Consider the following 24,202-nt stretch of genomic DNA (forward strand, 5'->3'; position numbering starts at 1 on the left):
CCTCGGGGGACGCGGGCTGGGGGCGGCGGGGGGCCGGGCGGGGCGGGGGCAGGGTGGGGTTAGAAGCCTTGGGCTTGGGCTCGGCGTTTTACCTCGCGGGCCTGATCGCCGGAGAGGGCGGCGGCCGGGGTGGAGCCGGGCAGGGTGTCGTCCGGCTCGTAGAGCCAGCGCAGGGCGGCCTCGTCGTCGTAGCCGTTGTCGGCGAGCAGGTTGAGCACACCGGGCAGGTGCTTGAGCACGGTCTGGTTGGCAACCAGGTCCGCCGGGATGCGGCGGACGCCGTCGCGGCGGACCGCCAACAGCTCCCGGTCACGGATCATCTGGTGCACCTTGCTGATCGACACGTCGAGGCGTTCCGCGACGTCGGGCAGGGTCAACCAGCCGGCCGGGTCGGTGGGTCCGGCGAGCTCCAGGCCGGGCGCGGCCTGATCGGGTACGGGTTCGGTCACCCGACCACCCTGCCACGCCGCCGCCGCGGCGAGCCACCGGCACCCCGGCGACCCGTCGGCACACGCTCTCGTGAGCGCCCCTGACCAGCGAACAAGGGGCACACCGCGCGGCCGGACGGCCCGGGCCGGCGTACGGCTGTAGCATCCTGTTCATCCTTAGCCCCCTGGACACATAGACTCCCTGCCGATGGACACTCAGGTCGCCGACACGTTGCTGGGCTCGCTGATCGACGGGCGCTACCGCATTCGCGGTCGCGTGGCCCGTGGTGGCATGGCGACCGTGTACACCGCCACGGACGAGCGCCTTGAGCGCACCGTCGCTGTCAAGATCATTCACCCGACCCAGGCGAGCGAGGCGCGCGCCAGGATCGCCAACTTCGTGGCCCGGTTCACCGACGAGGCGAAGACGATCGCCCGGCTGACCCACCCGAACGTGGTGGCGGTCTACGACCAGGGCACCCACGCCGGTCTGCCGTACCTGGTGATGGAGTACGTCCGTGGCCGCACGCTGCGCGACGTGCTGGCCGAGCGCCGCCGACTCAACCCGGACGAGGCGCTGGCCATCACCGAGCAGATGCTCGCCGCGATCGCCGCCGCGCACCGGGCGGGTCTCGTACACCGCGACGTCAAACCGGAGAACGTGCTGGTCGCCGAGGCGCCCACCGGTGGCGTCGCCAACCTGGTCGACAGCGTCGTGAAGGTGGCCGACTTCGGGTTGGCCCGGGCGGTCGAGGCGAGCGCCGACGAGGAGCAGGGCAACCAACTGATGGCCACCGTGGCGTACGTCGCCCCGGAACTGGTCACCGAGGGCCGCGCCGATCCGCGCACCGACGTCTACTCGGCCGGCATCGTGCTGTTCGAGATGCTCACCGGCCGGGTGCCGTACGACGGGGACCGCCCGGTGGACGTCGCCTGGCAGCACGTCGACCGGGACGTGCCGGCGCCCTCGACGCTGGTGCCGGGCCTGCCGTCGGTCCTCGACGACCTGGTGCAGCGGGCCACCCGGCGTGACCCCGGCGCCCGGCCCGCGGACGCCGGCGCTCTGCTGGCCGAGGTGCAGGTTGCCCGGGATCGGCTGGGCGACGCCAACAGCCACACCGCCGTGCTCCGCCCGGTCAGCGACGAACCGTTGCTCTCCCAGCCGACCATGATGGTCGCGACGGTCCAGCCGCCCAACCGCCCGTCCTGGGCACGGCTGCCCGAGGGGGCCAGCAGCCAGGGGCCGGGTCGGCGTCGGGCCGCCCCGGAGCCCGCCGAGGGCCTGGGCGCCCGGCTCGCCGCGCTGCGCACCACGGTGCTGAACCACCCGCGTGGCCGACTGGCCGTCGCGGCCGTGGTGGTGACGCTGGGGCTGGTGGCCGCGATCGGTGGTTGGTGGTTCGGCGTCGGTCGCTACACGGACGCTCCGCAGCTGGTGAGCCTGAGCAAGGCCGAGGCGCAGGCACAGGCCGACCGCGCCGGGCTCGTCCTCGAGTACGCCGAGCCGCGCTTCGACGAGAAGGCCCCGAAGGACAGCGTGCTGGGGCAGGATCCGGCGTCCGCAACCAAGATCGTCAAGGGTGGCACGATCACCCTGACCCTCTCGCTGGGCCCGGAGCGTTTCCCCGTACCGGACGTGATCGGCAAGGAGTTCGAGCTCGCCGAGGCGGACCTGCTCAACGCGAAGCTGGTGGTGGCCAAGGGCACCCCCCGCTACGACGACAGCCTGCCGGCCGGCGTCGTGGTGGAGAGTTCCCCCAAGGTGGGCGCCGAGGTCAAGCCAGGGACGAAGGTCACCCTCATTTTGAGCCGGGGCAGGGCGCCGGTGACGGTGCCGAACCTGGTCGGCAAGAGCCTGACCGAGGCCCGGACGACCCTGGCCCAGCTCAACCTGGTGCTGGTGGAGAACTACAAGGACTCCGACAAGCCGAGGGACGAGATCCTCGGGCAGAGCCCGGCCGATGGCGCCGGCGTGGAGAAGGGCACCCAGGTCAAGTTGGACGTCAGCAAGGGGCCGCCGCTGATCGCCATGCCGCGGGTGGTGGACCTGCCCTGCCAGCAGGCCAAGCAGGCGCTGGAGGGCCAGGGGTTCCCGGTGACGGTGGCGATCAACCCGAACGCCGTGGTCCGGATCCAGATCCCGGGCGAGAACCAGCAGGTGGCTCCGGGCACCCCGGTCACCCTGACGTGCTTCTGATGCCGACGATCTCGCGGCCGGTGGGCACGCACACTCCGACCTCGGGTGGGCTGGCGAAGGCCGCCCTGCCGTACGCCGACGTGACGGGTGCGCAGGTGGTGCAGGTCTACGTCTCCAATTCGCGAGGCTGGGCACTGCCCAACGGCGACCCCGGGCAGGACGCCCTGTTCCGCGACGGTTGCGCCGAGCGGGGCATTCCCGCGTTCATCCACGCCGCGCTGCTGGTCAATCTCGGCTCGCCCACCCCGGCCACCGTGGAGAAGTCGGCCCAGACGCTGGCGCACGCGCTGCGTCGGGGGGTGGCGATCGGCGCGCGCGGGGTGGTGTTCCACGCGGGCAGTTCGGTGGACGAGGGGCACGCCGAGGCGGCGATGCGACAGGTTCGCGAGGTGTTGCTGCCGTTGCTCGACTGGACCGCCGACGCTGGCGGGCCGATGTTGCTGGTCGAGCCGAGCGCGGGTGGAGGCCGGTCACTCGCCTCCCGGGTGGAGCAGCTCGGGCCCTACCTGGACGCGGTGGACCGGCACCCCATGCTCGGGGTCTGCTTCGACACCTGCCACGCCTGGGCGGCCGGTCACGACCTGGCGGCCGAGGGCGGCATGACGGCGACCCTGGACACCCTGGTGGCCACTGTCGGTGCGGACCGGCTGCGGCTGGTCCACGCCAACGACTCGAAGGATCTGTGCGGTTCCACCCGGGATCGGCACGAGAACATCGGCAAGGGCACCATCGGTGAGCCGGCCTTCGCCGAGCTGATGGCCCACCCGGCCACCGCCGGCGTCCCGACCGTCGTGGAAACCCCCAGCGAGAAGCACGTGGGCCACGCCGCCGACATCACCACCCTCACCCGCCTGACCCCCCAGTAACCCCACCTGACCCCACCGGGAACCGCACCTGGTTGATCAAGAGGTTTGCGTCATCCGGGGGCCGGAATCTGACGCAAACCTCTTGATCACCGAGGTGAGCGGTGGGGTGGGGGTTGGTTGGGTGGGGTTAGGCGTTGGCCAGGATGCGGGGTAGGGCCGCGAGGGCGCGGTCGATGTCCGCGTCGCTGACGCCCAGGTGGGTGACCAGGCGGGCGGTACGGGGGCCGAGCACCGAGATGAGGACACCCTCGGCCCGTGCCGCGGCTGCCAGGGCCCGCGCGTCCAGAGTGTGCTTGGTGAGGTCCAGCGCGACCAGGTTGGTACGGACCGTCGTGGCCAGCACACCGAACGGCGCGACCGCCTCGGCGAGCCGGGCCGCCTTCGCGTGGTCGTCGGCCAGCCGGTCGATGTGCTGCGCGAGCGCGTACCGACCGGCGGCGGCGAGGACGCCGGCCTGGCGCATGCCACCGCCCATCCGCTTACGGATCGTCCGAGCACGCTCGATCTTCTCGGCGCTGCCCACCACCAGCGAGCCGACCGGCGCGCCGAGGCCCTTGGAGAGGCACACCGACAACGTGTCGAAGAGCCGGCCGTACTCGATCAGCGGCACCCCGTCGGCGACGTGCGCGTGCCAGATCCGGGCGCCGTCGCAGTGCAGCGCGACCCCCGCCTCGTCGGCGACCCCGCGCAGATCCCGCAGAGTCGCCAGCGGAATCACCCCACCGCCGCCCCGGTTGTGGGTCTGCTCGACGGCGATCGCCCGGGTGGGAACGGCGAAGTAGCCGTCCGGCCGGATCATCCCGGCCACCACCTCCGGGTCGATGTCCGCGCCCACCGCGGGCCAGGTCCGCGAGGAGATTCCGCCGTACGCGGCCGCGGCACCAATCTCGTACGTGACCACGTGCGCGTCGGCGTCGCAGAGCAACTCGTCGCCGGGCGACACCAACAGTTGCAGGGCGATCTGGTTCGCCATCGACCCGCTCGGGGCGAACAGCGCCGCCTCGTGCCCGAACAACGCGGCGACCTCGGCCTCCAGCGCGTTGACGCTCGGGTCCTCGCCGTACACGTCGTCACCGACCTCGGCGGCGGCCATCGCCTCCCGCATCCCGGCGGTGGGTCGGGTCACCGTGTCGGACCGCAGGTCCACGAACAGATCAGCCACTGTCATCCCTTCGGTTCGCCGACTGCGGGGCTCGCAGGCTCAGCCATGCGGGGGCTCGCGAGATCAGCCACGCAGCATCTCCGCCACGAGGAACGCCAACTCCAACGACTGCTGGGTGTTCAGTCGCGGGTCGCAGGCGGTTTCGTACCGGTCGGGCAGGTCGAGGTCCTCGATGCCCTGGGCGCCACCGAGGCACTCGGTGACGTCCTCGCCGGTCAACTCGACGTGCAGGCCACCGGGGTGGGTCTCCAGCCCTCGGTGCACCTCGAAGTAGCCGAGCACCTCGTCGACGATGCGGTCGAAGTGCCGGGTCTTGTAGCCGTTGGACGACTCGTGCGTGTTGCCGTGCATCGGGTCGCACTGCCAGACCACCTTGGCCCCGGCAGCGGTGACCTTGGCGACGATCGGCGGCAGCGCGTCGCGTACCCGGTGGTTGCCCATCCGGCTGATCAGGGTGAGCCGGCCCGGGATGTTGTCCGGGTTGAGCTTCTCGCACAGCTCGATCGCCTCATCCGGGGACGTGGTCGGGCCGAGCTTGACCCCGATCGGGTTGGCGATCCGGGAGATGAAGTCGATGTGCGCCCCGTTGATCTGCCGGGTGCGCTCGCCGATCCAGAGGAAGTGCCCGGAGAGCCCGTAGGCGCGCCGGTCGGAGACCCGGGTGAGCGCGCGGTCGTACTCCAGGGCGAGGGCCTCGTGGGAGCAGTACAGCGTGACGGTACGCAGCGCCTCGTCGTCGGTCATGCCGCAGGCCCGGATGAAGGCCAGCGCCCGGTCGATCTCCCGGGCGATCGCCTCGTAACGCTCCCCCGCCGGGGAGTTCTTCACGAAGCCCTTGTTCCAGTCGTGCACGGCGTGCAGGTCGGCGAGCCCGCCGGCGAGGTACGCCCGGAGCATGTTCATCGCCGCGGCCGAGTTGGCGTACGCCCGGATCATGCGCTGCGGGTCGGCGACCCGGGCGGCCGGATCGGCCTCCAGCGAGTTGATCATGTCGCCGCGGTACGCGGGCAACCCACGGGCGTCGGTCGGCAGCGAGCGGGGCTTCGTGTACTGCCCGGCGACCCGGGCGACCTTGACCACCGGCAGTGACGCGCCGTAGGTGAGCACGATCGCCATCTGGAGCAGGGTGCGGGCGTTGGCCAGCAGGTGGCTCTCGGTGTTGTCGACGAACGTCTCGGCGCAGTCACCGCCCTGCAACAGGAACGCCTTGCCCTCGCAGACCAGGGCCAGCTTCTGCCGGAGCTGGTCCACCTCGTAGGGCGCGACGACCGACGGCACGGTGTCGAGGACCTTGCAGACGGCGGCGACGGCGGTCGGGTCGGACCACGGCGGAACCTGCTCGCGGGGCAGCTCCCGCCATCGGTCCAGGCCGAGCGCGGCGTCCTCGGCGGAGTCGACTGTCGGACGGCTGGTCTGCAGGCCCGGGCTGCCCACCGCGGGATGGCTCAGCTGATGCCACTCATGGCGCATGACAGAAAGCGTACGGCGACCGTCGCGGTGCCCGGGCGGCGAGGGGGACGGTTCCGGCAGATGGGAGATCAATTCGCCGGGCGCTGGTCAGGACGCGGGGGTAGGGGGAGCCTTCGCCGGCGGCGCGCTGTCGGCCGGGGCACCCGGTGCCTCACCGGCGATGCACCAGTCGCTGCCGTCGCGGGTGACGGTGAACACCAACGGCCGGACAACGGTGCGCTTACCGGCGGTGACCGAGACCGAGACGCTGACCTCCTGCCCGAGCGGGCCGGACCGGATGTCGGTGATGGCCGCCTCGGGCACCTGGAAGTGGTCGGCGAAGTCACCGTTGGGGCCGGTAGCGCCCAGGTCGAAGCCGTCGTGCAGCAGCGCGCAGAGCTGGCTGCGGCCGGCGGCGACGTCCTTGGCCGCCATCGCGTCGAGGTACGCCTGCACGCGCTCGCGGGAGCGGGTGGTGGCCTCCTCGGCGGGCGCTCGGGCCGGCTTGGCGGCGGACTCGTCCTCGTCCCCGCCGCCGATCCCGCAGCCGACCAGGGCGACCGGCAGCAGCATCAGCCCGGCGGCGGTCGCCGCCAGCCCGCGGTGGGTCGAGCGCATGATCACCTCCGTCGACGCTGAGATCGAGACGTGCCGAGCCGCGAGTCTGCCACATCCAGCTGATCGAACCCAACGGTGGCGGCCCGGGCGACGCGGGGCGTCGACCGGGCCGCTGTGTCACGGGCGGGAAGGGACGGTGCGGGTCCCTTCCCGCCGTGTGGGTGGTGCGCCGGCCTTCGGCTCAGCCGAGGCCGCCCTTGATGGCGCCGATGAGCTCGCCGTTGCTCGTGTCACCGGAGAGTTCCCAGAAGAACGCGCCACCGAGGCCCTGGTTGTTCGCGTACGTCATCTTGCCGTTGATGGTCGACGGGGTGTCGTAGCTCCACCAGTTGCTGCCGCACTTGGCGTACGCGGTGCCGGCGATCGTGCCGGTGGCCGGGCAGGTGTTCTTGAGGACCTTGTAGTCCTCGATGCCCGCCTCGTAGGTGCCCGGTGCCGCGCCGGTGGCGCTGCCGCCCGGCGCCGCCTGGGTGACACCGGTCCAGCCCCGCCCGTAGAAGCCGATGCCGAGCAGCAGCTTGCTGGCCGGGACACCCTTGCTCTTGAGCTTCTGGATCGCCGCGTCGGAGTTGAAGCCCTGCTGCGGGATGCCGGTGTACGAGGTCAGCGGCGAGTGCGGCGCCGTCGGCCCCTGGGCGTTGAACGCCCCGAAGTAGTCGTACGTCATCGGCATCAGCCAGTTGAGGTTGCCGATGGCGCCGGCGTAGTCGGTGGCGTCGATCTTGCCGCCGTTGCTGCCGTCCGCGGTGATGGCGGCGGTGACCAGGGCGTTGGAGCCGAACTTCGACCGCAGCGCGCTGATCACGTTCTTGAAGGCGTTCGGGCCGCTGGTGTCACAGCTCAGACCGCAGGCGTTGGGGTACTCCCAGTCGACGTCGATGCCGTCGAAGACGTCCGCCCAGCGCGGGTCCTCGACCAGGTTGTAGCAGCTCTCGGCGAAGGCGGCCGGGTTCTGCGCGGCCTGCGTGAAGCCGCCGGACCAGGTCCAGCCACCGAACGACCAGATCACCTTCAGGTGCGGGTTCAGCTGCTTGAGCTTGCGCAGCTGGTTGAAGCTGCCCCGCAGCGGCTGGTCCCAGGTGTCGGCGACGCCGTCGACGCTGTCCGCCGCCGTGTACGCCTTCTCGTAGTCGGCGTAGCTGTCACCGATCGAGCAGCGACCGCCGGTGGTGTTGCCGAACGCGTACAGGATGTGGGTCAGCTTGGCGGCCGAGCCGCTGGTCTGGATGTTCTTGACGTGGTAGTTGCGGGCGTACACGCCCCACTCGGCGAAGTAGCCGACGACCTTCTTGCCACCGGTGTTCGGCGGCGGCGTGGTCGGCGGTGGCGTGGTGGGTGGCGGGGTGGTCGGTGGCGTCGTGGTCGGTGGGGTGGTGGTCGGCGGGGTCGTGGTGGGCGGGGTCGTTCCGCCGCCGCACGCGGCACCGTTGATGGTGCAGTTCAGCGGTGCCTTGTAGGCGCCGCTGCCGTTGTAGCCCCAACTGAACGAGGCGCCGGGGGCGAGGCCGCCGGCCCAGCTCTTCTTGACCGCGACGTAGTGGTTGCCGCTGCTGGTGACGTCGGCGTCCCACGCGCTGCTGATGGTGGTGCCCGACGGCAGGTCGAACTCGATGCGCCAGGTGGTGACGGTGGCACTGGACCCGTTGGTGACGGTCACCCTCGTCTCGTGACCGGTCCCCCAGTCCTGCGCCTTGGTGAAGGTGGTGGTGACCGTGCCGGCGCCGAACGCGGTGGTCACCGGCACCGCTGCGACGGTCACGGCGACCACGGCACCGGCCCAGAGGGCTCGGCGGAGCGATCTTTTCATGCGGCGTCTCCCGAACTGTTAGGAAACTTTCCAAAAGAGATGGTGAGACGGTACTCACGCCGTCATCAGTTCGTCAAGATGTGCATGTTTCGATTTCTCCTGGTGCACGGAGTGCACACGCTGCGCCCATACCCGGCCGACGCCCGGCCCGCGAGTAGCCTCGGTCCATGACCGTCTTCGACATCCCGATCGACGCCCTCAACGGCGGCCCCGCCGACCTGGCCCGCTACCGCGGCAAGACGTTGCTGGTCGTCAACGTGGCCTCCCGCTGCGGCCTCACCCCGCAGTACGCCGGCCTCCAGAAGCTCGCCGACTCCTACGCCGACCGGGGCCTGGTGGTGCTCGGCGTGCCGTGCAACCAGTTCGCCGGGCAGGAGCCGGGCAGCGCCGCCGAGATCAGCGACTTCTGCCAGGTCAACTACGGGGTCACCTTCCCGTTGACCGAGAAGGTCGACGTCAACGGCCCCGACCGGCACCCGCTCTACGCCGCGTTGGTGCAGACTCCGGACGCCGACGGGCACACCGGTGACGTGCGGTGGAACTTCGAGAAGTTCCTGGTGGCCCCGGACGGCTCGGTCGCCGCCCGCTTCGCCCCCACCGTCGAGCCCGGCTCGGACGAGCTACGCACCGCCATCGAGAAGACCCTCCCTACCTCCTGACACCCCAGGGCGCCGCGCGTGCCGCCCTGATCACGCTCGAACATGGATGTAGTGGCCTCCCGGCTTCCGGACGCCACTACATCCCGGATCGAGCACGATCTTGCGGGCCGGGCCGGGCCGGGCCGGCACCGCACGGCGGCCGGCACGAACCGCTGGCCACCGGAGAGGGGCATGTCACCGGAGAGCCGGTCGTCGACCAGCGTGAGCAGTACGTTGTCCAGGACGGGTGCGGCGCCACCAGGCACCCGCCGGGAAGGCGAGGTCGCGAGCAGCCCCCGCCGGGTGAGCGAGTCCGTGGGCAGCCGCCCGCCGGGGTGACCGGAATAACCCACCAGGCTGGTCGGGAATGCGTCGCGGGTGGACGGAGTTGGGAACGAGCATGACAACTGTGGGACTGATCGGCAGTGGCAACATCGGCGGCACCGTGGCCCGGCTTGCCGTCGACGCCGGCTACGACGTGGTGCTGAGCAACTCGCGCGGCCCGGAGACCCTCACCGACCTGGTCGAGGCCCTGGGCGGGCACGCCAGCGCCGGCACCGCGCAGGACGCGGCACAGGTGGGTGACCTGGTGGTGGTCAGCGTGCCGCTGAAGGCGTACCGCGCGGTGCCCGTGGAGCCACTGGCCGGCAAGGTCGTCATCGACACCAACAACTACTACCCGCAGCGCGACGGGGCCTTCCCGGAGCTGGACTCCGGCGAGATCACCAGCAGTGAGCTGCTGCAGCGGCACCTGCCGCAGTCGCGGGTGGTCAAGGTCTTCAACAACATCTACTTCAAGGGCCTGGCCGCGCTCTCCCGGCCGTCCGGTGCGGCCGACCGCAGCGCCCTCGCGATCGCCGGTGACGACGCCGACGCGAAGGCCGAGGTGACCGCCTTCCTGGACCGGATCGGGTACGACGCGGTCGACGTCGGCCCGCTGGCCGAGGGGTGGCGCTACCAGCCGGACACTCCGGCGTACGGCACGCTCTACTCCGCCAGCCCTACCGACTGGGAGCACCCGGCCACCGGCGACGCCGCGAAGCTGCGCGCCGCCCTGGCCGCCGCCACCCGCTGACCAACCGCCGCCGCCCTCCTGCGACCGCCTACCGGCTCCTCGCGCGGAGGGCGGCGGCGAGTTCGTCGTCGTAGCTGGCGATCGGCCGCCCGTCCGCGTCGTACGCGACGAGCCGGCCCTGCGCCATGCTGGCCGAGCGGAACGAGAACGTCCGGCTCCCCGGGTACGCGTCGAGCAGCGGAATGACCCGGGGTGGCCCACCCGGGGCGGAGAAGTATTCCAGCCTGGTCACCTGCGGGGAGACCACCCCGTTGACCCGCACCTTGGTCCTCTCGGCCCGGGTGCCGAAGGTGACCGGCGCGTCCGTGCCGTAGGCGGCGCACTCGACCGGGCCCCGGCAGACGAAGAAGTATCGCGGGTTGACCACGTCGTCGAGGGCGTACGCCTTGAAGGTCGGGTCGGCACCGGCGGGCAACGGTTGTACCGCGAAGAACGCGACAGCCACGGTGGCCGTCACGCCCACCCGCAACCAGCCCCGTCGGCCCGCCGGTCGCCGGTGCGGGCGGGCGGCGGCGACCGCGACGCCACCGAAGCCGACCAGGCACAGCAGGAGCACCCCGATCGCGCGGGCGTTCTCGAAAAGGAACTGCACCCCCGGCCGCGTCGACACCGGACTGAGCACCGCGCCCAACGAGACGACCATGGCGGCCAGCAGCGCTCCCCCGGCCGCCCGCTGGGTGACGCCGGACGCGCCGATCAGCAGCATCGCCGCGAGCACCGGCCACACCTGGTGGTGGGTCCAGGACACCGGGGACGCGGCGACGGTGGCGCAGCCGACCAGCACCGCCGCGTGCCCGCTGCGGCCCTGTCGCGTCAACTGTCGCGCCCGCAGCAGGGCCGCCACGCAGACGAACGCCACCAGGGTGGCCCAGAGCACTGGCAACGCCGCCTCGTCCACGCCGACGCGCAGCAGCATGCCGTGCAGGGACTGGTTACCCAGTGACGCCAGGTTGCCGATCCGTGAGGTCTGCCGGACGGCCTCGGTCCAGTAGGTCCAACTCTCGCCGGGCAGCACGATCCCGGCGAGCCCCGCGCAGGCCAGGAATGTCGCCACGGCGCGGCCCGCGTCGCGGTAGCGGCCGGTGGCGAGGAAGTAGACGACGAACAGCAACGGGGTCAGCTTGATCGCCGAGGCGACCCCGACCAGCACCCCGCGCAGCCGGGGCGGGACCAGGCCCACCCCGTCGAGCAGGGCCATCAGCACGATGAAGATGCTGACCTGACCGAAGCGCAGATTGCTCTGCACCGGTGCGGAGAGCATCAGCACCGTGGCCGCCACCGCCACCACGAGCGGTCGCCGGGACCGCCGGGTGGTCAGCGCGACACCGACCGTCCCGGCGATGGCGACGACCGCCGCGCACGTCGCCACCAACCAGATTCCCTGCAGGACGCCCTCCGGCACGGCGGTGATCGGCCCCAGCACGAGGGCGGCGAACGGCGGATAGGTGAACGGACCGCCGTTGGCCGCCACGAAGCCGTACAGCGGCCGACCGGCGTGCAGGTCGGCCAGCGCGCCATAGTAGATGTGCAGGTCGGAGAGGCGATCCGGACGGCGCAGAACGAGCACACAGGACACCAGCGCGACGACGACGAAGGCCGCCCACGCCAGCGCCACCCGGCGATCCCGCATCGACCGAGAATAATCGGGACGGCACCAAGAAACACCCGCTGGGGCAACTTGCGCCGTAGTCCCGTTCACGGGACCCTGTTCTCTGGGTTGCCAACCGCTCACCGAACGTGCCCCCGGAGGCGACATGCACATGCCCCGTACCCTCCCCCGCCGACTGCTGGCCGGCACCGGCGTGCTCCTGCTCGGCACCGCCCTCGCTGCCGCCGGCGTCGGTGTTCCGGCCGTCGCCGCGACGGGCGCGGACACCGTCGGATACGTCCGGCTCGCCCACCTCTCCCCCGACACCCCGGCCGTTGACGTCTACCTGGCCGCACCGGGCACCGCGAAGCCGCGGGTCTTCCCGGGGGTCGGCTACGGCGTGGTCTCCGACTACCTCGAACTCGCGCCCGGCCGGTACGCGGTGGCGATGCGCGAGGCCGGCGCTCCCGCCAGCGATCCCCCGGTGCTCACCACCGAGGTCGCGGTGACCAGTGGCGACGCGTTCACGGTGGCCGGTGTCGGGCGGCACGCCGACCTCGGCCTGCGGGTGCTCAACGACGACCTCAGCGCCCCCAGCGACGGGCGTGCCAAGGTGCGGGTCGTGCAGGCGTCGGTGCGGACCCCGATCCTCGACGTGGCCGCCTCCGACGGCCCGAAGATCGCCGACGGGGTGCAGTTCGCCACCACCACCGACTACCAGCAGGTCGAGCCGGGTAGGTGGCGGCTGAAGCTGACCGGTGCCGGTGGTCCGAGCACCGACGCCGAGGTGCGGCTCACCGGCGGCGCTGTCTACTCGCTGCTGGTGCTCGACGCGAAGCAGGGCGGGCTGACCGCCGAGCTGCGCCGCGACGCCGAGGGCGGCACCGTCGTCCCGGCCGGTGGGGTGGACACCGGCGCCGGGGGCACCGCCCGCACCGGGCTCGACGCGTACCCCCTGGTGGCCGGCGGCCTGGCCGCGGTGGCCGGGGTGGTCGCGTTGCTGCTCTGGCGTCGGCGGCGCAGCACCTGGTGAGCGCCGGGCCGGGCCCGTCGATCCGGCGGCACCGTGACCGTCGGGTGCCGCTGGCCGCGCTGGTCGCGGCCGGCGCGGCGGTCTGCCTCGCCGCGAGCACCGGGGTCGGGCTGGCCACCACCGACCCGCCGCCGCCGGTCGCGACCTGGCACCCCGGCTGCGGCGACGACTGCCCGTCGGTGGCCGCCGCGCCCACGCCACACGGTCCACCCACGCGGGTACGCGTACCGCACATCGGTGTCGACTCACCGCTCACGGTGCTGGGCCTGGACGGCGCGGGCGCGCTGATCCCGCCGACCGACTTCGACACCGCCGGCTGGTACGGCGGCGGCCCGGCTCCCGGCGACACCGGCCCGGCCGTACTCGCCGGGCATCTGGACTCACGACGCGGGCCGGCGGTCTTCGCCCGGCTCGGTGAGCTGCGGCCCGGCGACCTGGTGGAGGTGTGGCGCGGCGGGCAGCGGTTGCCGTTCCGGGTGACCGGGTCGTTGCGTACCCGCAAGGACCAGTTTCCGACGGCAGTGGTCTACGGGCCGACGCCCGGGGCGGAGCTGCGCCTGGTCACCTGCGGGGGCGACTTCGACCGGCGGCGCGGGCACTACGTCGACAACGTCGTGGTGTTCGCGGTGACCGAGGCCGCAGGCCCGGTCCTGCCGACGTCCGCGGCGGGTTGAGCCGCGCACCCGGCCGGCATGGGCCCGCGCCGCGAGGTCCCGGCCCGCCGCGGCCCGCGCCGCGAGGTCCCGGCCCGCCGCGTGATCAACTCGGGTTCAAGGAAGTCGCGGTGTCCGGCGTGCCCGGATGCCGCGACTTTCAGGAGCCCGAGTGGATCAAGCCTTCAACCCGGCGGCCTCGCTCCGCCTCGGCGCGGATCAGCACGGCAGGCCGCGCGGGCCCCGGCGCCAGGGCCGGGGGTGTCAGAGAGGGCGGCGGCCGGCGAAGCCGCACTCGGCCCGGTGATACCAGCGCACGTCGGAGTCGCCCTCCAACCAGCACCAGAGCACGGCCCGGCCGGCCCGCTCGCCGGGGAAGTCGAGCAGCACCGGGGCGATGCCCTTGACCTGGATGTCGTGCTGGTGCAGCTCGTCGACGACGGCGTGCAGCCGGGCCTCCAGCGCCTTCACCTCGGCCAGCCCGCCGAGCGCGCTCACGCCGTGGTCGGCCAGGTCGGCGCGCAGCTCGGTCAGGTCAGCCCGCACCCGGATCAACTCGTCGACGCGGGGTTGCAGAGTGGCCACCAGGTGCCGGGCCTGGGCAAGTGTGAACACCCGGCCAGTATGCGGCACGCACGGCCCCGCGACGTGCCCGCAACCGCTGGGCGTGACGCGTCCGGACGGTCAGTCGGCCTGTGCCGCCAGTTCGCGCGCCCGATCCCGGGCGGCCTCCAGCGCGGCGAGCAGCGCCGCGCGTACGCCGTGCTTCTCCAGCTCGCGGATGGCGGAGATGGTGGTGCCGGCCGGCGAGGTGACCGCCTCGCGCAGCTTGACCGGGTGCTCACCGGAGTCACGCAGCATCACCGCCGACCCGATCGCGGTCTGCACGATCAACTCGTGTGCCACCTGGCGGGGCAGCCCGAGCAGGATTCCCGCGTCGATCATGGCTTCGACCAGCAGGTAGAAGTAGGCCGGGCCGGAGCCGGAGAGCGCGGTGACCGCGTCCTGCTGCGACTCGGGCACCCGGATCGTCTGGCCGAGCGGCTTGAACATCTCCTCGGCCAACGTCAGGTGCGCCCCGGTGGCGTACGCACCGGCGGAGATCGCGGTCATCGCCTCGTCGACAAGCGCCGGGGTGTTGGTCATCACCCGCACCACCGGGGTGCCGTCGGGCAGCCGGCGGCTGAAGAAGCTGGTGGGAAGGCCGGCGCAGAGCGAGATGACGAGCTTGTCGGCCGGCACCTTGGGGCCGACCTCGTCGAGCAGCGCGGCGGCGTCCTGGGGCTTCACCGAGATCGCGAGCACCGCCGCCTCGTCCACGGCGGTCAGGTTGTCGACCACCCGTACGCCGTAACGGGCTGTCAGCTCCTCGGCCCGAGCGGGCCGGCGGGCGGTGGCCAGCAGCCGGTCCACCGGCCATCCCGAGCGCAGCAGCCCGGAGAGCATCAGCTCACCGATCTTGCCCGCGCCGATCACCGCGACCGTGTGCACTCCGGCGGACATGTCGGCCGTACCCCCTCGCGTCGGGTCGCGGGGGGGCGGGGGGGGGGGGGCCCGCGGGCCCGCCACGCCGTCGACGATCGATCAGCTGCCGAAGAAGACCTCGGCCTCGGCGTACCGCTCCAGCGGCACGGTCTTCAGCTCGCGGGTCGCGTCGGCCAGCGGCACCCGGACGATGTCGGTGCTCTGCATCGCGACCATCTTGCCCCAGTCGCCGTCGTTGACGGCGTCGATGGCCTGCAGGCCCAGGCGGGTGGCGAGCACCCGGTCGAAGGCGGTCGGGGTGCCACCGCGCTGGATGTGACCCAGCACCACGGTGCGGGCCTCCTTGCCGGTCTTGGCCTCCAGCTGCTCGGCGAGCCACTGGCCGATGCCGCCGAGGCGGACGTGGCCGAAGGAGTCGAGCTCCTGGTTGGCGAGCACCATCTGGCCGTCCAGCGGCTGGGCGCCCTCGGCGACCACGACAATCGGGGCGTACTGGTGCTGGAAGCGCTTCTCGACGTAGCCGGCCACCTGGTCGACGTCGAACTGGCGCTCGGGCAGCAGGATCACGTTGGCGCCGCCGGCCAGGCCGGCGTGCAGGGCGATCCAGCCGGCGTGGCGGCCCATCACCTCGACGACCAGGGTGCGGTGGTGGCTCTCCGCGGTCGTGTGCAGCCGGTCGATGGCCTCCATCGCGATGTTGACAGCGGTGTCGAAGCCGAAGGTGTAGTCGGTGGCACCGAGGTCGTTGTCGATCGTCTTCGGCACGCCGACGACGTGCACGCCCAGCTCGTAGAGCTTGGTGGCCACGCCGAGGGTGTCCTCGCCGCCGATCGCGATCAGCGCGTCCACGCCCTGGGCGGCGAGGTTGTCCTTGATCCGCTCGACGCCGTTCTCGATCTTGAACGGGTTGGTACGGGACGAGCCGAGGATGGTGCCGCCGCGGGGCAGGATGCCGCGGACGTCGGCGATGTCCAGCGGCCGGGACAGACCCTCCAGCGGGCCCTTCCAGCCGTCCCGGAAGCCCACGAACTCGTGACCGTAAGTGGCGACGCCCTTGCGGACCACCGCCCGGATGACCGCGTTGAGACCGGGGCAGTCGCCGCCGCCGGTGAGCACGCCGATACGCATGATCCGCTCATCCTCCTGGAGCATCAGGTAAAGCCCGATTTGCCCCAGGATATGTGTCAGGTCAGACCATCGGCGCCGTTGCCGGCCCGGGGCGGGCCGTCACTGCGCACTGTAGTCGGCCCGCCGGTACGACGACAGCGCGCCCCGGCCACCCACCCCCGGTCAGTAGGTCACCTCGTGGTTCTCGCCGAGCTCCGGTGGCCGGCCGGTGACGGCGGACTTCGCGTAGCCGAGCAGGTTCACCACGGTGCTGCTCGGCGAGTCCCAGTACTCGGCGGAGCTGGCGTGCACCTTGATCAACGTCAGCCCTGGGGTGTCCAGCCCATCCGGGAACCACACCTTGAGCAGCGGGTTCCACAGCTGCTCGGCGCGGGCCCGGTCGAACCCCTCGGTGGCGGTGCCGGAGATCGACACCCAGGCGTTGTGCTTCTGGTCAGAGAAGGCGATGTTGACCTCCGGGTTCACCCGGATCTGGCGGACCTTGGCCGAGTCGGCAGAGGCGAAGAACCACAACTCACCGTCGAACTCGGCCTCCTGGAGCCCCATCGGCCGGCTCACCTGCCGCCCGTCCAGAGCGGTGGTGGTCAACATGCAGATCCGCGCGGCACGGGCCAGGCCGGTGACCCGGGCGCGCGCCTCCGCGGCGCTGGTCGGCTGGTCGCTCATGGCAATCTCCCTCGGCTCGGCTGGTCGAACCGTTGCCCGGGACAGAACCGGTCAAACCTAACGGCGGCGTGGCCACCACTAGCGGGCGGTCATCGCCCGCCAGCGGGCCAGATTGTGCCGGGCATCGACCAGAGCATCGTGCCGGGCCGCGTCCGCGTCCGGCAGGGGCGGCCTACCCCGGTCGTCCCAGAGCTGCCGCAGCTCCTTGGTGTAGCGGGGAATCTCCCGGGGCAGGGCCGGCATCGCACCCCAGAGCTGGGCGAGCACCACGTGGTCGTACGCGGCGAACCAGGCCCACAACTCCAGCTGCTCCCCCGGCCGGTCCCGGATCGGCTCGATGAGGAAGTCGTACAGGTCGTCGCGGATGCGCTCGCGCGAGCGCCAGGCCCGGTCCGCCGGGGATGGCAGCTTGTCCAGCACGTTGCGGCGGACCCAGGGCACGGCGCGGGAGTCGTCGAACTCGGTGGAGACCGCGTAGAACTCGCGGCCGTACTCGTCGACGACACCGATCGAGACGAGGTCGACCGTCGTGCCGTCCTCGATGAACTCGCAGTCGTAGAAGTAGCGGTAGACCATTCCGGGCATCTTCGCCCACCGCCGCTTCATCGTCCCCGGCGGGGCCCACCCCGCGCCCCGGCGACACCTTGTGAGTGGCGCGTCGCAGCTCGTGACGGTCACGGAAGTGCTTCGAGGGGTGTACAGCAAGCGACCGGACCGTCATGATCTGATGTGTACCGCTACCGGACGCCGAATCGGTGTCAGTTCACCTTGTCGGGGCCCATCAGGTTCGCCCGGTGAGCGAGTTGTGGTCCATGACCGGGGGAGGGGTTGGGCCGTGGAGGTTCGCCTGCCGGAGCCGGGTGACGCGCTCACGGGTGTGGAGATGTTCGCTGGGCTGGAGCCCGAGGTGCGGCAGCGCGTCATCGCCGCCGCTGTTCCACGTACCTATCGCAAGGGCCAGCTGCTCTTCGTGGAGAACGACCCCGGCGAGTCACTGATAGTGCTGCGCCGTGGCGCGGTGGCCGTGTTTCGGACCGCGCCCACCGGCGAGCGGGCCGTGCTGTCGGTTATCCGTCCGCCGGACGTGCTCGGCGAAGTCTCCCTGCTCGACGCGTCCACCCGGTCCGCCTCGGCGGAGGCCATCGAGGACTGCGCGGCGCTCGCGCTGTCGCGGGGCGCGTTCATGGAATTGGTGCACTCCAACCCCCGCATCCTGGACGCGGTGATGCGCTCACTGGGCGGGTTGATCCGCCGGCTCACCGAGCAGAACGCCGACCACGTCTTCCTCGACCTGCCCGGTCGGGTGGCGAAGACGCTGGTCCGGCTGGCCGGCGAGAGCCAGGCACCGATGATCACGATCGAGCTCAATCAGAGCCAGCTGGCCGAGATGGCCGGGGGTTCCCGGCAGAGCGTCAACCAGGCGATCGGCTCGTTCGCGAGTCGCGGCTGGCTGCGTACCGAGGGTCGTCGGATCGTGGTGACCGACGTGGCCGCGCTGCGTCGGCGCGCCGGCATGAACGACCGCTAATCGGTCGGCCGGCACCGGGCGGCTGCACGACGGGTGCGGCCGGCGGACCGAGGGCCCACCGACCGCACCCGGGCGATCAGTTCTCCGTGCTGTCGGCCGGCGGCGCGCCCGGCCCCGGACCGATCTTCTTCGGATCGGTCGGCTTACCAGCCGTGGACGTGCTCGACGAGGTGGTCGTGGTCTCCCCCGACCCGCCCGACTGACCCTCAGGCTCTTCCACCATGCCCTGCTCCTCCAGTTCGGCGAGAGTGACAGCATCGACGTCGATCGTGTCGCCCGGAGCCCACTGTGTGCCACCCGGATCGGTCCACGAGGCGGACAATCGTACTTGCACGGCACTCTCCCTGACATGAAACTTCCTGGTACGGAACACTAACCCCGGCCGATCGACGACGTTGCCCGTCCACCCGTCGGTTACCCGACTGGCGGGTCAGCCGCGATACTGGCCCCTCTCGCCCACGGAGCTGAACATCGACCTCAAGTGTGGACACTGCGCCCGCGCGGCCGGGCCGGACGACCGCTTCTGCGGCGGCTGTGGCCAGCCGCTCGGCGTCAACTGTGCGCACTGCGGGCACGCCAACAGCACCGAGGTCAACTTCTGCACCAGCTGCGGTCAGCCGCTGCGCGACCACGTCGTCGTGGTGCAGGAGGACCGGCGTCAGGTCAGCGTCCTCTTCGTCGACATAGTGGACTTCACCAGGTACGCGGAGCAGGCCGACCCGGAGCAGGCCCGCAGTCTGCAGCAGACCTACTTCGCCACGGTGCGCCGGATCGTGCACCAGTACGGCGGGGTGGTCGAGAAGTACATCGGTGACGCGGCGATGGCGCTGTTCGGCGCGCCGGTGGCCACCGACAACGACGCGTTGCGGTGTGTGCGCGCCGGCCTGGAGCTGCAGCGGAGCCTGGCCCGTCAGCCCGCCGGTCCGCAGCCGCCGCTGGGCTTCCGGGTCGGCATCGCGACAGGCGAGGCCCTGGTCGACCTCTCCGCCACCCGCGACGGTGGGCAGGCGTTCGTCACCGGAGACGTGGTCAACACGGCCTCCCGCCTGCAGGGGTTCGCCCCACCGGGCGGTGTCGTCGTCGACGAGAGCACCTGGTCGGCCACCCGGCACGAGATGGAGTACGCCGACCAGCCACCGGTCACCCTGCGCGGCCGGTCCGCGGTGAGCCGGATCTGGCTGGCCGTCCAGGTCCGACCGCACCGGGACCCGCGCGGCGCCGAGCTGACCCCGATGGTGGACCGGGAGCACGAGCGCGGCCTGCTGGTCAACGCGCTGCACCGGATGGTGACCGAGCGGACCTCCCAGTTGGTGACGGTGTTCGGCCCGGCCGGTGTGGGCAAGAGCCGGCTGCTGCGCGAGCTGGCCCGCAACGCCGGCAGCATGCCCGGCCCACCGGTCACCTGGCTCGTCGGGCAGTGCCCGCCGTTCGGCGAGAACGTCACCTGGGCCGCACTGTCGGACATCGTGAAGACCTGGGTGGGCGTGCCGGAGGTCGACGACCCGGCCGCGCTGCGCGAGCGGCTGCGGGCCCGGCTGGCGCAGCTCGCCGACCCGCACGCGACCCGGCTGGCCGAGGCGCTCGGGCCGCTGATCGGCGTACCCGGCGAGCGGCTCACCCCCGGCGAGACCGAGGCGGCCTGGCGGCGCTTCCTGCTCGCCCTGGCCGCCACCGGTCCGACCGTGCTCGCCTTCGAGGACATGCACTGGGCGGACCAGGCGATGCTCGCCTTCGTCGAGCAACTCGGCGCGACGGCGCGCGGCATACCGCTGCTGGTCGTCGCGACCGCCCGCCCGGAACTGCGGGAACGGCACCCGGCCTGGACCGGCACGATCAGTGGCGCGATGTCCATCTCGGTGCCGCCGATGCACGACACCGACATCGACACGCTCTACTCGCTGCTTCTCGGGCAGTCGACGCTGCCCTCCGCCTCGCGTACCCCGCTGATCGAGTTCGCCGACGGCAACCCGCTCTACGCCCAGGAGTACGCCCGGATGCTGCTGGATGGTGGCCTGCTCGACGGCGTCGACTCGGTCGCCCGCCCCGACCTCGACGGCGGCCCGGAGATGCCCCGCACCGTGCAGGCGGTCATCGCGAACCGGCTGGACCTGCTGGACCCGGCCGACCGGGCGGTGCTCCAGGCCGCCGCCGTGGTCGGCGTGGTGTTCTGGGCCGCGCCGGTGGCGATGGCGCTGGGGCGGCCGGTGGAGTGGGTCGAGCGCGCGCTGGACCGCCTGCAACGTCGCGACCTGGTGTACGAGCAGAGCACGTCGACGATGCCCGGTCAGCCCGAGTACCGGTTCCGGCACATCCTGGTGCGCGACGTCTGCTACCAGCGGCTACCCCGGGCCGAACGGGTGCTGCGTCACCAACGCACCGCCGACTGGATGGCGCAGCTCACCGACGGCCGCCAGTACGACCTGGCCGAGGTGCTGGCCCACCATCGCTGGGCGGCACACGAGATCGCCCGGACCGTCGGGCTGGACACCGCCCCCTACGCCCCGCCGGCTCGGGCCGCGCTGCACCGGGCGGCCCGCCGGGCGTACGAGCTGCACGCGCTGGACACCGCCGCCGCGCTGGTCAGCCGCGCGCTGGCCCTCGACGTCGGGCCGGACCCGGCGTTGGAGCTGTTCGACGCGGAGCTGGCGTTCTATCGGGACGGGGACGCCTTCCTGGTGGCGGGGGGCACGGACACCCTCAGCCGGCTGGCCGAGCGGCTCACCGCCGGCGGCGACCGGACGGGGGCGGCGCGCGCCTGGACGCTGCTGGCCACCGCCGCGTGGAGCCGGGCCGACCGTTCGGCGACGTTGCACTGCCTGGACCAGGCGATCGGCATCTACAGCGACCTGCCGGACAGTCAGGAGAAGGCGGGCGCCCTGCTGGAGCTGGCCCGGGTGCACATGCTGAACGCGGAGACCGAGCCGGCGTGCGCGGCGGCGCGGGCGGCAGCAGCCCTCGCCGAGCGGCTGGAGCTGCGCGAGGTCCAGGCCAACGCCCGGATCACCCTGGCCGTGGCGCGCTACCTGGCCGGCTCCGCCTCGGCGTTCCCGGAGCTGGCGGAGGTGACCGAGCACTGCCGGGTGGAGCGGCTGACCAGTCGACGGCGGGCGGTGCAGAACCTGGCCTGGGCGTTGCAGGAGGAGGGCGACCTGGCCGGCTCGGCCCGGTTGGTCGACGAGCAGCTCACCCTCGACCTGGGCGGCGAGCACAGCCTGGCCACCAGCTTCGCCGACCAGTGGGCGCGGTCGTACTACGCGGGTGACTGGACGGCGGCGCTGGCGATGGCCGCGGAGTCGACCCGACGACCGACCGCGGAGTGGGATCTGCACATCGTGGCGGTCTCGGGTTGGATGCGCGGGCTGGCCGGAGCCGAGCTGGACGAGACCGCGGGACCGGACGGACCGGGTGGGGACCTGGTCGAGCAGGCGCTGGTGGCGGCGCGGCGCAGCGGATTCCACCGGGTGCTGCGCTCCACCCTGGCGCACGCCGCGTTGTGCCGGGCGGTGCAGGGCCGCCGCGACGAGGCGATGGCGCTGCTCACCGAACTGGACGAGGACTGGCGGCGGACCCGGATGATTCCGTTCGCGGAGTGGGTGCCGACGGTCGGTCACGTCGCCGGAGTGCTCGGCGCGGACGCGGCCCGGCTGGTCCGGCAGCTGCTCGACCGGGCGCCCCGGATGACCCCGTGGGCGCACGCCGCCGGTCAGGTCGCCGACGCCACGCTGGCCCGGCACGTCGGGGACGCCCCGACCGCGGCGAGCCTGCTGCGGTCGGCGGCAGGGAGCTACGCCCGGATGACCGACGTGACCGACGAGGTCATCACACTGGCGCTGGCAATCGGCCCGCTGGCCGAGACCGACCCGCCCGCCGCCGCGGCGACCCGGGCCCGTCTGCACGACTTCGCCACCCGCCACCGCGCCCCCCACCTGCTCCAGCTGCCCTGACCGTCGACGGGCGGTGGCTAGGCGGCCAGCGGCGCCGGGATGGGTTCCTTGAGCTTCTGGGCGTAGATGTCGACGTACTCCCGGCCGGAGAGCTCCATCAACTCGTACATGATCTCGTCGGTGACCGCGCGCTCGACGAACCGGTCGCCGGCCAGCCCGGCGTAGCGGGAGAAGTCCAGCGGCGCCCCGAACCGGATCCGCACCCGGTCGATCTTGGGGATGAGCTTGCCCGGCGGTTGGATCTCGTCGGCGTTGAGCATCGCCACCGGCACCACCACCGCGCCGCTCTCCAGGGCGAGCCGGGCCACCCCGGTCTTGCCCCGGTAGAGCCGCCCGTCCGGGGAGCGGGTGCCCTCCGGGTAGATGCCGGCCACTCCCCCGGCCCGCAGCACCTGCAACTGGGTGTCCAGGGCGGCGCGGGCGGCCCGGCCGCCGGAGCGGTCCACCGGGATCGTGCCGGTGCCGACGAAGAACATCTTGGTCAGCCAGCCCTTGATGCCCTTGCCGGTGAAGTATTCGGCCTTGGCGACGAAGGTGACCTTCCGGGCGGTGATCAGCGGTGTGAAGATCGAGTCGGAGAAGGAGAGGTGGTTGCTCGCCAGGATCACCGGGCCGGTCGCCGGCACGTTGTGCAGGCCCTCCACCTGCGGGCGGAAGATCAGCTTGAGCAGCGGACCGAGGATGACGTACTTCAGCAGCCAGTAGAGCACCGGCGTCCTTTCCCGTGGTGTGCCCGCGACAGCGCCAGCCGTCGTCGCCGCCGAGCCTACGAAGCGAGCGCTCCCACCACAACGGACGGCGCTGCGGGGCTGCGGCATCGAGCTATGCCACGATCACCGAGATCGCACTTGTCGCGCAAGAACGGACAAAGGAGCCCTGCCGCGACCTGCGGGAGGAGCCGTGACTTTGGAAGACGCGACACAACGCACTCCCGGAACCATGCCCTGACGTGTCACGATTCAGAGCACGGCGTACGGACGGGCGTCGAAGGGCAGCGGTGGCCGCGCCGGAAGGCGCGTTAAGGGGGATGTCCGGGTGTCAGCGGGTGGGGCCCGCCGGGGACGGCGGGACAACGGGCTCGACGCGAACGAGTACGCCGTCGTCGGCGACGTCGATCCGCGCGTCGGCGAGCACCTGCTCGACGTGCTGGCCGCCGGTGGGATCGCCGCCTACCTCCAGCCCTCCGCCGACCTCAACCCGGTCACCCGCACCACCACCGTGCCGGCCCGACCGGTCGACCGGCTCTACGTCGACCGGTCGCATCTGACCACCGCACGGGACTACCTGACCCAACTCGCCGACGAGACCGCCGTGGAGCAGCCGCCGGCCCGCGACGAACCGGACATCGACGCCGAGTGGGCGCGGATCGTGGAGGGCTTCCACACCACCTCCGCACCCGGTGACCACCCGTGGCCCGCCTCCGAGGACGTGGACGAACGGGACACCCGGGACGAGTCGACCCCCGGGTCGTTGACCCGCTCCAGCACCGACGAGCCCGGTCCGACCGCCACCGACGTTCGCCGGCTCCCGTCCGCCACCGACATCTCCGGGATCTCCGTGGGGCGCGGCACCCGACCGGACGAACCCTCGCTGCTGGACGGGCTGGACACCTTCGGTGCCGACCTGCCCGACGACGATGACGACGAGGGCTACCACCCGCCGCCACCGCCCCCACTGCCACGGGTCAGCAAGTACGCGGTGATCGGCGTGCTCGGGGTGGTCGTCGGTTTCGTGCTGTTCCTCTTCCCGTGGCTGCTCCCGATCGACCGCTCGGCGGTCACGCTGTTCGGGTTCACCGGCATCCTGGCCGGTTTCGTCACGTTGGTCTGGCGGCTGCGCCCCGGCGACGAGGACGACGACGACCCGGACAACGGCGCCGTCGTCTGACGTCGGCCCGCATCCCGGGACAGCAGCGCCCCGCCGGTGGCGTAACAGTG

The 24,202-nt window shown here is 72.1% G+C and carries 22 protein-coding genes; 9 read left to right on the plus strand and 13 right to left on the minus strand.

What is annotated here, in order from left to right; all coding sequences use genetic code 11:
• Positions 1-59 precede the first annotated feature (59 nt).
• On the minus strand, positions 60-449 hold the full coding sequence (locus tag KBX26_RS28510; protein WP_030337695.1) for an Rv2175c family DNA-binding protein: 390 nt from the start codon (positions 447-449) through the stop codon (positions 60-62).
• Positions 450-636: 187 nt separating this feature from the next.
• Between KBX26_RS28510 and pknB the strand changes: the two genes are divergently transcribed.
• Complete coding sequence (gene pknB / locus KBX26_RS28515) at positions 637-2,625, plus strand: Stk1 family PASTA domain-containing Ser/Thr kinase (protein WP_030337696.1); 1,989 nt, start codon at positions 637-639, stop codon at positions 2,623-2,625.
• Positions 2,625-3,491, plus strand: coding sequence for a deoxyribonuclease IV (locus KBX26_RS28520; RefSeq protein WP_030337697.1), 867 nt, complete (start codon positions 2,625-2,627; stop codon positions 3,489-3,491). Before pknB ends, KBX26_RS28520 begins: the two co-directional genes overlap by 1 nt.
• Before the next feature lie 127 nt (positions 3,492-3,618).
• On the opposite strand, the gene KBX26_RS28525 is transcribed toward KBX26_RS28520, so the two are convergent.
• The 4 genes from KBX26_RS28525 to KBX26_RS28540 form a co-directional block, all read right to left on the minus strand.
• Positions 3,619-4,659 (minus strand): low specificity L-threonine aldolase, encoded by a 1,041-nt coding sequence (locus KBX26_RS28525; RefSeq protein ID WP_051708873.1) that lies wholly within the window; start codon positions 4,657-4,659, stop codon positions 3,619-3,621.
• A gap of 57 nt (positions 4,660-4,716) precedes the next feature.
• Entirely contained in the window at positions 4,717-6,123 is a 1,407-nt protein-coding gene (locus KBX26_RS28530) for a class II 3-deoxy-7-phosphoheptulonate synthase (RefSeq protein ID WP_030337699.1), read from the minus strand.
• Positions 6,124-6,210: 87 nt separating this feature from the next.
• Positions 6,211-6,720, minus strand: coding sequence for a nuclear transport factor 2 family protein (locus KBX26_RS28535; RefSeq protein WP_210866815.1), 510 nt, complete (start codon positions 6,718-6,720; stop codon positions 6,211-6,213).
• Between the two features lie 181 nt (positions 6,721-6,901).
• Entirely contained in the window at positions 6,902-8,527 is a 1,626-nt protein-coding gene (locus KBX26_RS28540; RefSeq protein ID WP_030337701.1) for a glycosyl hydrolase family 18 protein, read from the minus strand.
• A 167-nt stretch (positions 8,528-8,694) separates the two neighbouring features.
• On the opposite strand from KBX26_RS28540, the gene KBX26_RS28545 reads away from it, so the two are divergent.
• On the plus strand, positions 8,695-9,186 hold the full coding sequence (locus tag KBX26_RS28545) for a glutathione peroxidase (protein WP_030337702.1): 492 nt from the start codon (positions 8,695-8,697) through the stop codon (positions 9,184-9,186).
• A gap of 379 nt (positions 9,187-9,565) precedes the next feature.
• Positions 9,566-10,240 carry an NADPH-dependent F420 reductase gene (locus KBX26_RS28550; RefSeq protein WP_030337703.1) on the plus strand — a complete coding sequence of 225 codons (675 nt, stop codon included), beginning with the start codon at positions 9,566-9,568 and terminating at the stop codon, positions 10,238-10,240.
• A gap of 28 nt (positions 10,241-10,268) precedes the next feature.
• Here KBX26_RS28550 and KBX26_RS28555 read toward each other — a convergent pair whose 3' ends face one another.
• Positions 10,269-11,870: a glycosyltransferase 87 family protein gene (locus tag KBX26_RS28555; RefSeq protein ID WP_210866816.1), complete on the minus strand. Its 1,602-nt coding sequence runs from the start codon at positions 11,868-11,870 to the stop codon at positions 10,269-10,271.
• 124 nt (positions 11,871-11,994) lie between these two features.
• Here KBX26_RS28555 and KBX26_RS28560 point away from each other — a divergent pair, with 124 nt between their 5' ends.
• The gene (locus tag KBX26_RS28560; RefSeq protein ID WP_247681180.1) at positions 11,995-12,861 is read left to right on the plus strand and encodes a DUF4397 domain-containing protein; all 867 of its coding nucleotides are present in this window, start codon (positions 11,995-11,997) and stop codon (positions 12,859-12,861) included.
• The gene (locus KBX26_RS28565) at positions 12,858-13,535 is read left to right on the plus strand and encodes a class F sortase (RefSeq protein WP_307857932.1); all 678 of its coding nucleotides are present in this window, start codon (positions 12,858-12,860) and stop codon (positions 13,533-13,535) included. The genes KBX26_RS28560 and KBX26_RS28565 overlap by 4 nt, the downstream gene beginning before the upstream one ends.
• Before the next feature lie 243 nt (positions 13,536-13,778).
• Here the strand turns inward: KBX26_RS28565 and KBX26_RS28570 are convergent, their stop codons facing one another.
• The 5 genes from KBX26_RS28570 to KBX26_RS28590 all read right to left on the minus strand — a co-directional run bounded on the left by KBX26_RS28570 (position 13,779) and on the right by KBX26_RS28590 (position 17,369).
• Positions 13,779-14,129, minus strand: a complete 351-nt coding sequence (locus KBX26_RS28570; protein ID WP_210866817.1) for a DUF2203 domain-containing protein — start codon at positions 14,127-14,129, stop codon at positions 13,779-13,781.
• Between the two features lie 69 nt (positions 14,130-14,198).
• Positions 14,199-15,017: a pyrroline-5-carboxylate reductase gene (gene proC, locus KBX26_RS28575; protein ID WP_210866818.1), complete on the minus strand. Its 819-nt coding sequence runs from the start codon at positions 15,015-15,017 to the stop codon at positions 14,199-14,201.
• An 81-nt stretch (positions 15,018-15,098) separates the two neighbouring features.
• Complete coding sequence (locus KBX26_RS28580) at positions 15,099-16,127, minus strand: 6-phosphofructokinase (RefSeq protein ID WP_210866831.1); 1,029 nt, start codon at positions 16,125-16,127, stop codon at positions 15,099-15,101.
• Positions 16,128-16,289: 162 nt separating this feature from the next.
• On the minus strand, positions 16,290-16,793 hold the full coding sequence (locus KBX26_RS28585; RefSeq protein WP_030337708.1) for a pyridoxamine 5'-phosphate oxidase family protein: 504 nt from the start codon (positions 16,791-16,793) through the stop codon (positions 16,290-16,292).
• Positions 16,794-16,871: 78 nt separating this feature from the next.
• Entirely contained in the window at positions 16,872-17,369 is a 498-nt protein-coding gene (locus tag KBX26_RS28590; protein ID WP_030337709.1) for a polyadenylate-specific 3'-exoribonuclease AS, read from the minus strand.
• A gap of 259 nt (positions 17,370-17,628) precedes the next feature.
• Here KBX26_RS28590 and KBX26_RS28595 point away from each other — a divergent pair, with 259 nt between their 5' ends.
• Complete coding sequence (locus KBX26_RS28595; RefSeq protein ID WP_030337710.1) at positions 17,629-18,321, plus strand: Crp/Fnr family transcriptional regulator; 693 nt, start codon at positions 17,629-17,631, stop codon at positions 18,319-18,321.
• 76 nt (positions 18,322-18,397) lie between these two features.
• On the opposite strand, the gene KBX26_RS28600 is transcribed toward KBX26_RS28595, so the two are convergent.
• Positions 18,398-18,655, minus strand: a complete 258-nt coding sequence (locus KBX26_RS28600) for a hypothetical protein (RefSeq protein ID WP_081884176.1) — start codon at positions 18,653-18,655, stop codon at positions 18,398-18,400.
• Positions 18,656-18,716: 61 nt separating this feature from the next.
• On the opposite strand from KBX26_RS28600, the gene KBX26_RS28605 reads away from it, so the two are divergent.
• Positions 18,717-22,265: an adenylate/guanylate cyclase domain-containing protein gene (locus KBX26_RS28605; RefSeq protein WP_247681181.1), complete on the plus strand. Its 3,549-nt coding sequence runs from the start codon at positions 18,717-18,719 to the stop codon at positions 22,263-22,265.
• Between the two features lie 17 nt (positions 22,266-22,282).
• On the opposite strand, the gene KBX26_RS28610 is transcribed toward KBX26_RS28605, so the two are convergent.
• On the minus strand, positions 22,283-22,975 hold the full coding sequence (locus KBX26_RS28610) for a 1-acyl-sn-glycerol-3-phosphate acyltransferase (RefSeq protein ID WP_030337712.1): 693 nt from the start codon (positions 22,973-22,975) through the stop codon (positions 22,283-22,285).
• Between the two features lie 325 nt (positions 22,976-23,300).
• On the opposite strand from KBX26_RS28610, the gene KBX26_RS28615 reads away from it, so the two are divergent.
• Positions 23,301-24,152 (plus strand): hypothetical protein, encoded by an 852-nt coding sequence (locus KBX26_RS28615; RefSeq protein ID WP_030337713.1) that lies wholly within the window; start codon positions 23,301-23,303, stop codon positions 24,150-24,152.
• Positions 24,153-24,202: the final 50 nt, after the last annotated feature.

The organism is Micromonospora sp. C97, assembly GCF_018070385.1.
Classification (GTDB): domain Bacteria; phylum Actinomycetota; class Actinomycetes; order Mycobacteriales; family Micromonosporaceae; genus Micromonospora; species Micromonospora parva.

What these genes read in the sequence shown, in the direction of transcription:
- pknB (WP_030337696.1), top strand. Translation starts at nt 637, where the DNA reads ATGGACACTCAGGTCGCCGACACGTTGCTGGGCTCGCTGATCGACGGG.
- KBX26_RS28520 (WP_030337697.1), top strand. Translation starts at nt 2,625, where the DNA reads ATGCCGACGATCTCGCGGCCGGTGGGCACGCACACTCCGACCTCGGGT.
- KBX26_RS28525 (WP_051708873.1), bottom strand. Translation starts at nt 4,659, where the DNA reads ATGACAGTGGCTGATCTGTTCGTGGACCTGCGGTCCGACACGGTGACC.
- KBX26_RS28530 (WP_030337699.1), bottom strand. Translation starts at nt 6,123, where the DNA reads ATGCGCCATGAGTGGCATCAGCTGAGCCATCCCGCGGTGGGCAGCCCG.
- KBX26_RS28535 (WP_210866815.1), bottom strand. Translation starts at nt 6,720, where the DNA reads ATGCGCTCGACCCACCGCGGGCTGGCGGCGACCGCCGCCGGGCTGATG.
- KBX26_RS28540 (WP_030337701.1), bottom strand. Translation starts at nt 8,527, where the DNA reads ATGAAAAGATCGCTCCGCCGAGCCCTCTGGGCCGGTGCCGTGGTCGCC.
- KBX26_RS28545 (WP_030337702.1), top strand. Translation starts at nt 8,695, where the DNA reads ATGACCGTCTTCGACATCCCGATCGACGCCCTCAACGGCGGCCCCGCC.
- KBX26_RS28550 (WP_030337703.1), top strand. Translation starts at nt 9,566, where the DNA reads ATGACAACTGTGGGACTGATCGGCAGTGGCAACATCGGCGGCACCGTG.
- KBX26_RS28555 (WP_210866816.1), bottom strand. Translation starts at nt 11,870, where the DNA reads ATGCGGGATCGCCGGGTGGCGCTGGCGTGGGCGGCCTTCGTCGTCGTC.
- KBX26_RS28560 (WP_247681180.1), top strand. Translation starts at nt 11,995, where the DNA reads ATGCACATGCCCCGTACCCTCCCCCGCCGACTGCTGGCCGGCACCGGC.
- proC (WP_210866818.1), bottom strand. Translation starts at nt 15,017, where the DNA reads ATGTCCGCCGGAGTGCACACGGTCGCGGTGATCGGCGCGGGCAAGATC.
- KBX26_RS28580 (WP_210866831.1), bottom strand. Translation starts at nt 16,127, where the DNA reads ATGCGTATCGGCGTGCTCACCGGCGGCGGCGACTGCCCCGGTCTCAAC.
- KBX26_RS28585 (WP_030337708.1), bottom strand. Translation starts at nt 16,793, where the DNA reads ATGAGCGACCAGCCGACCAGCGCCGCGGAGGCGCGCGCCCGGGTCACC.
- KBX26_RS28590 (WP_030337709.1), bottom strand. Translation starts at nt 17,369, where the DNA reads ATGGTCTACCGCTACTTCTACGACTGCGAGTTCATCGAGGACGGCACG.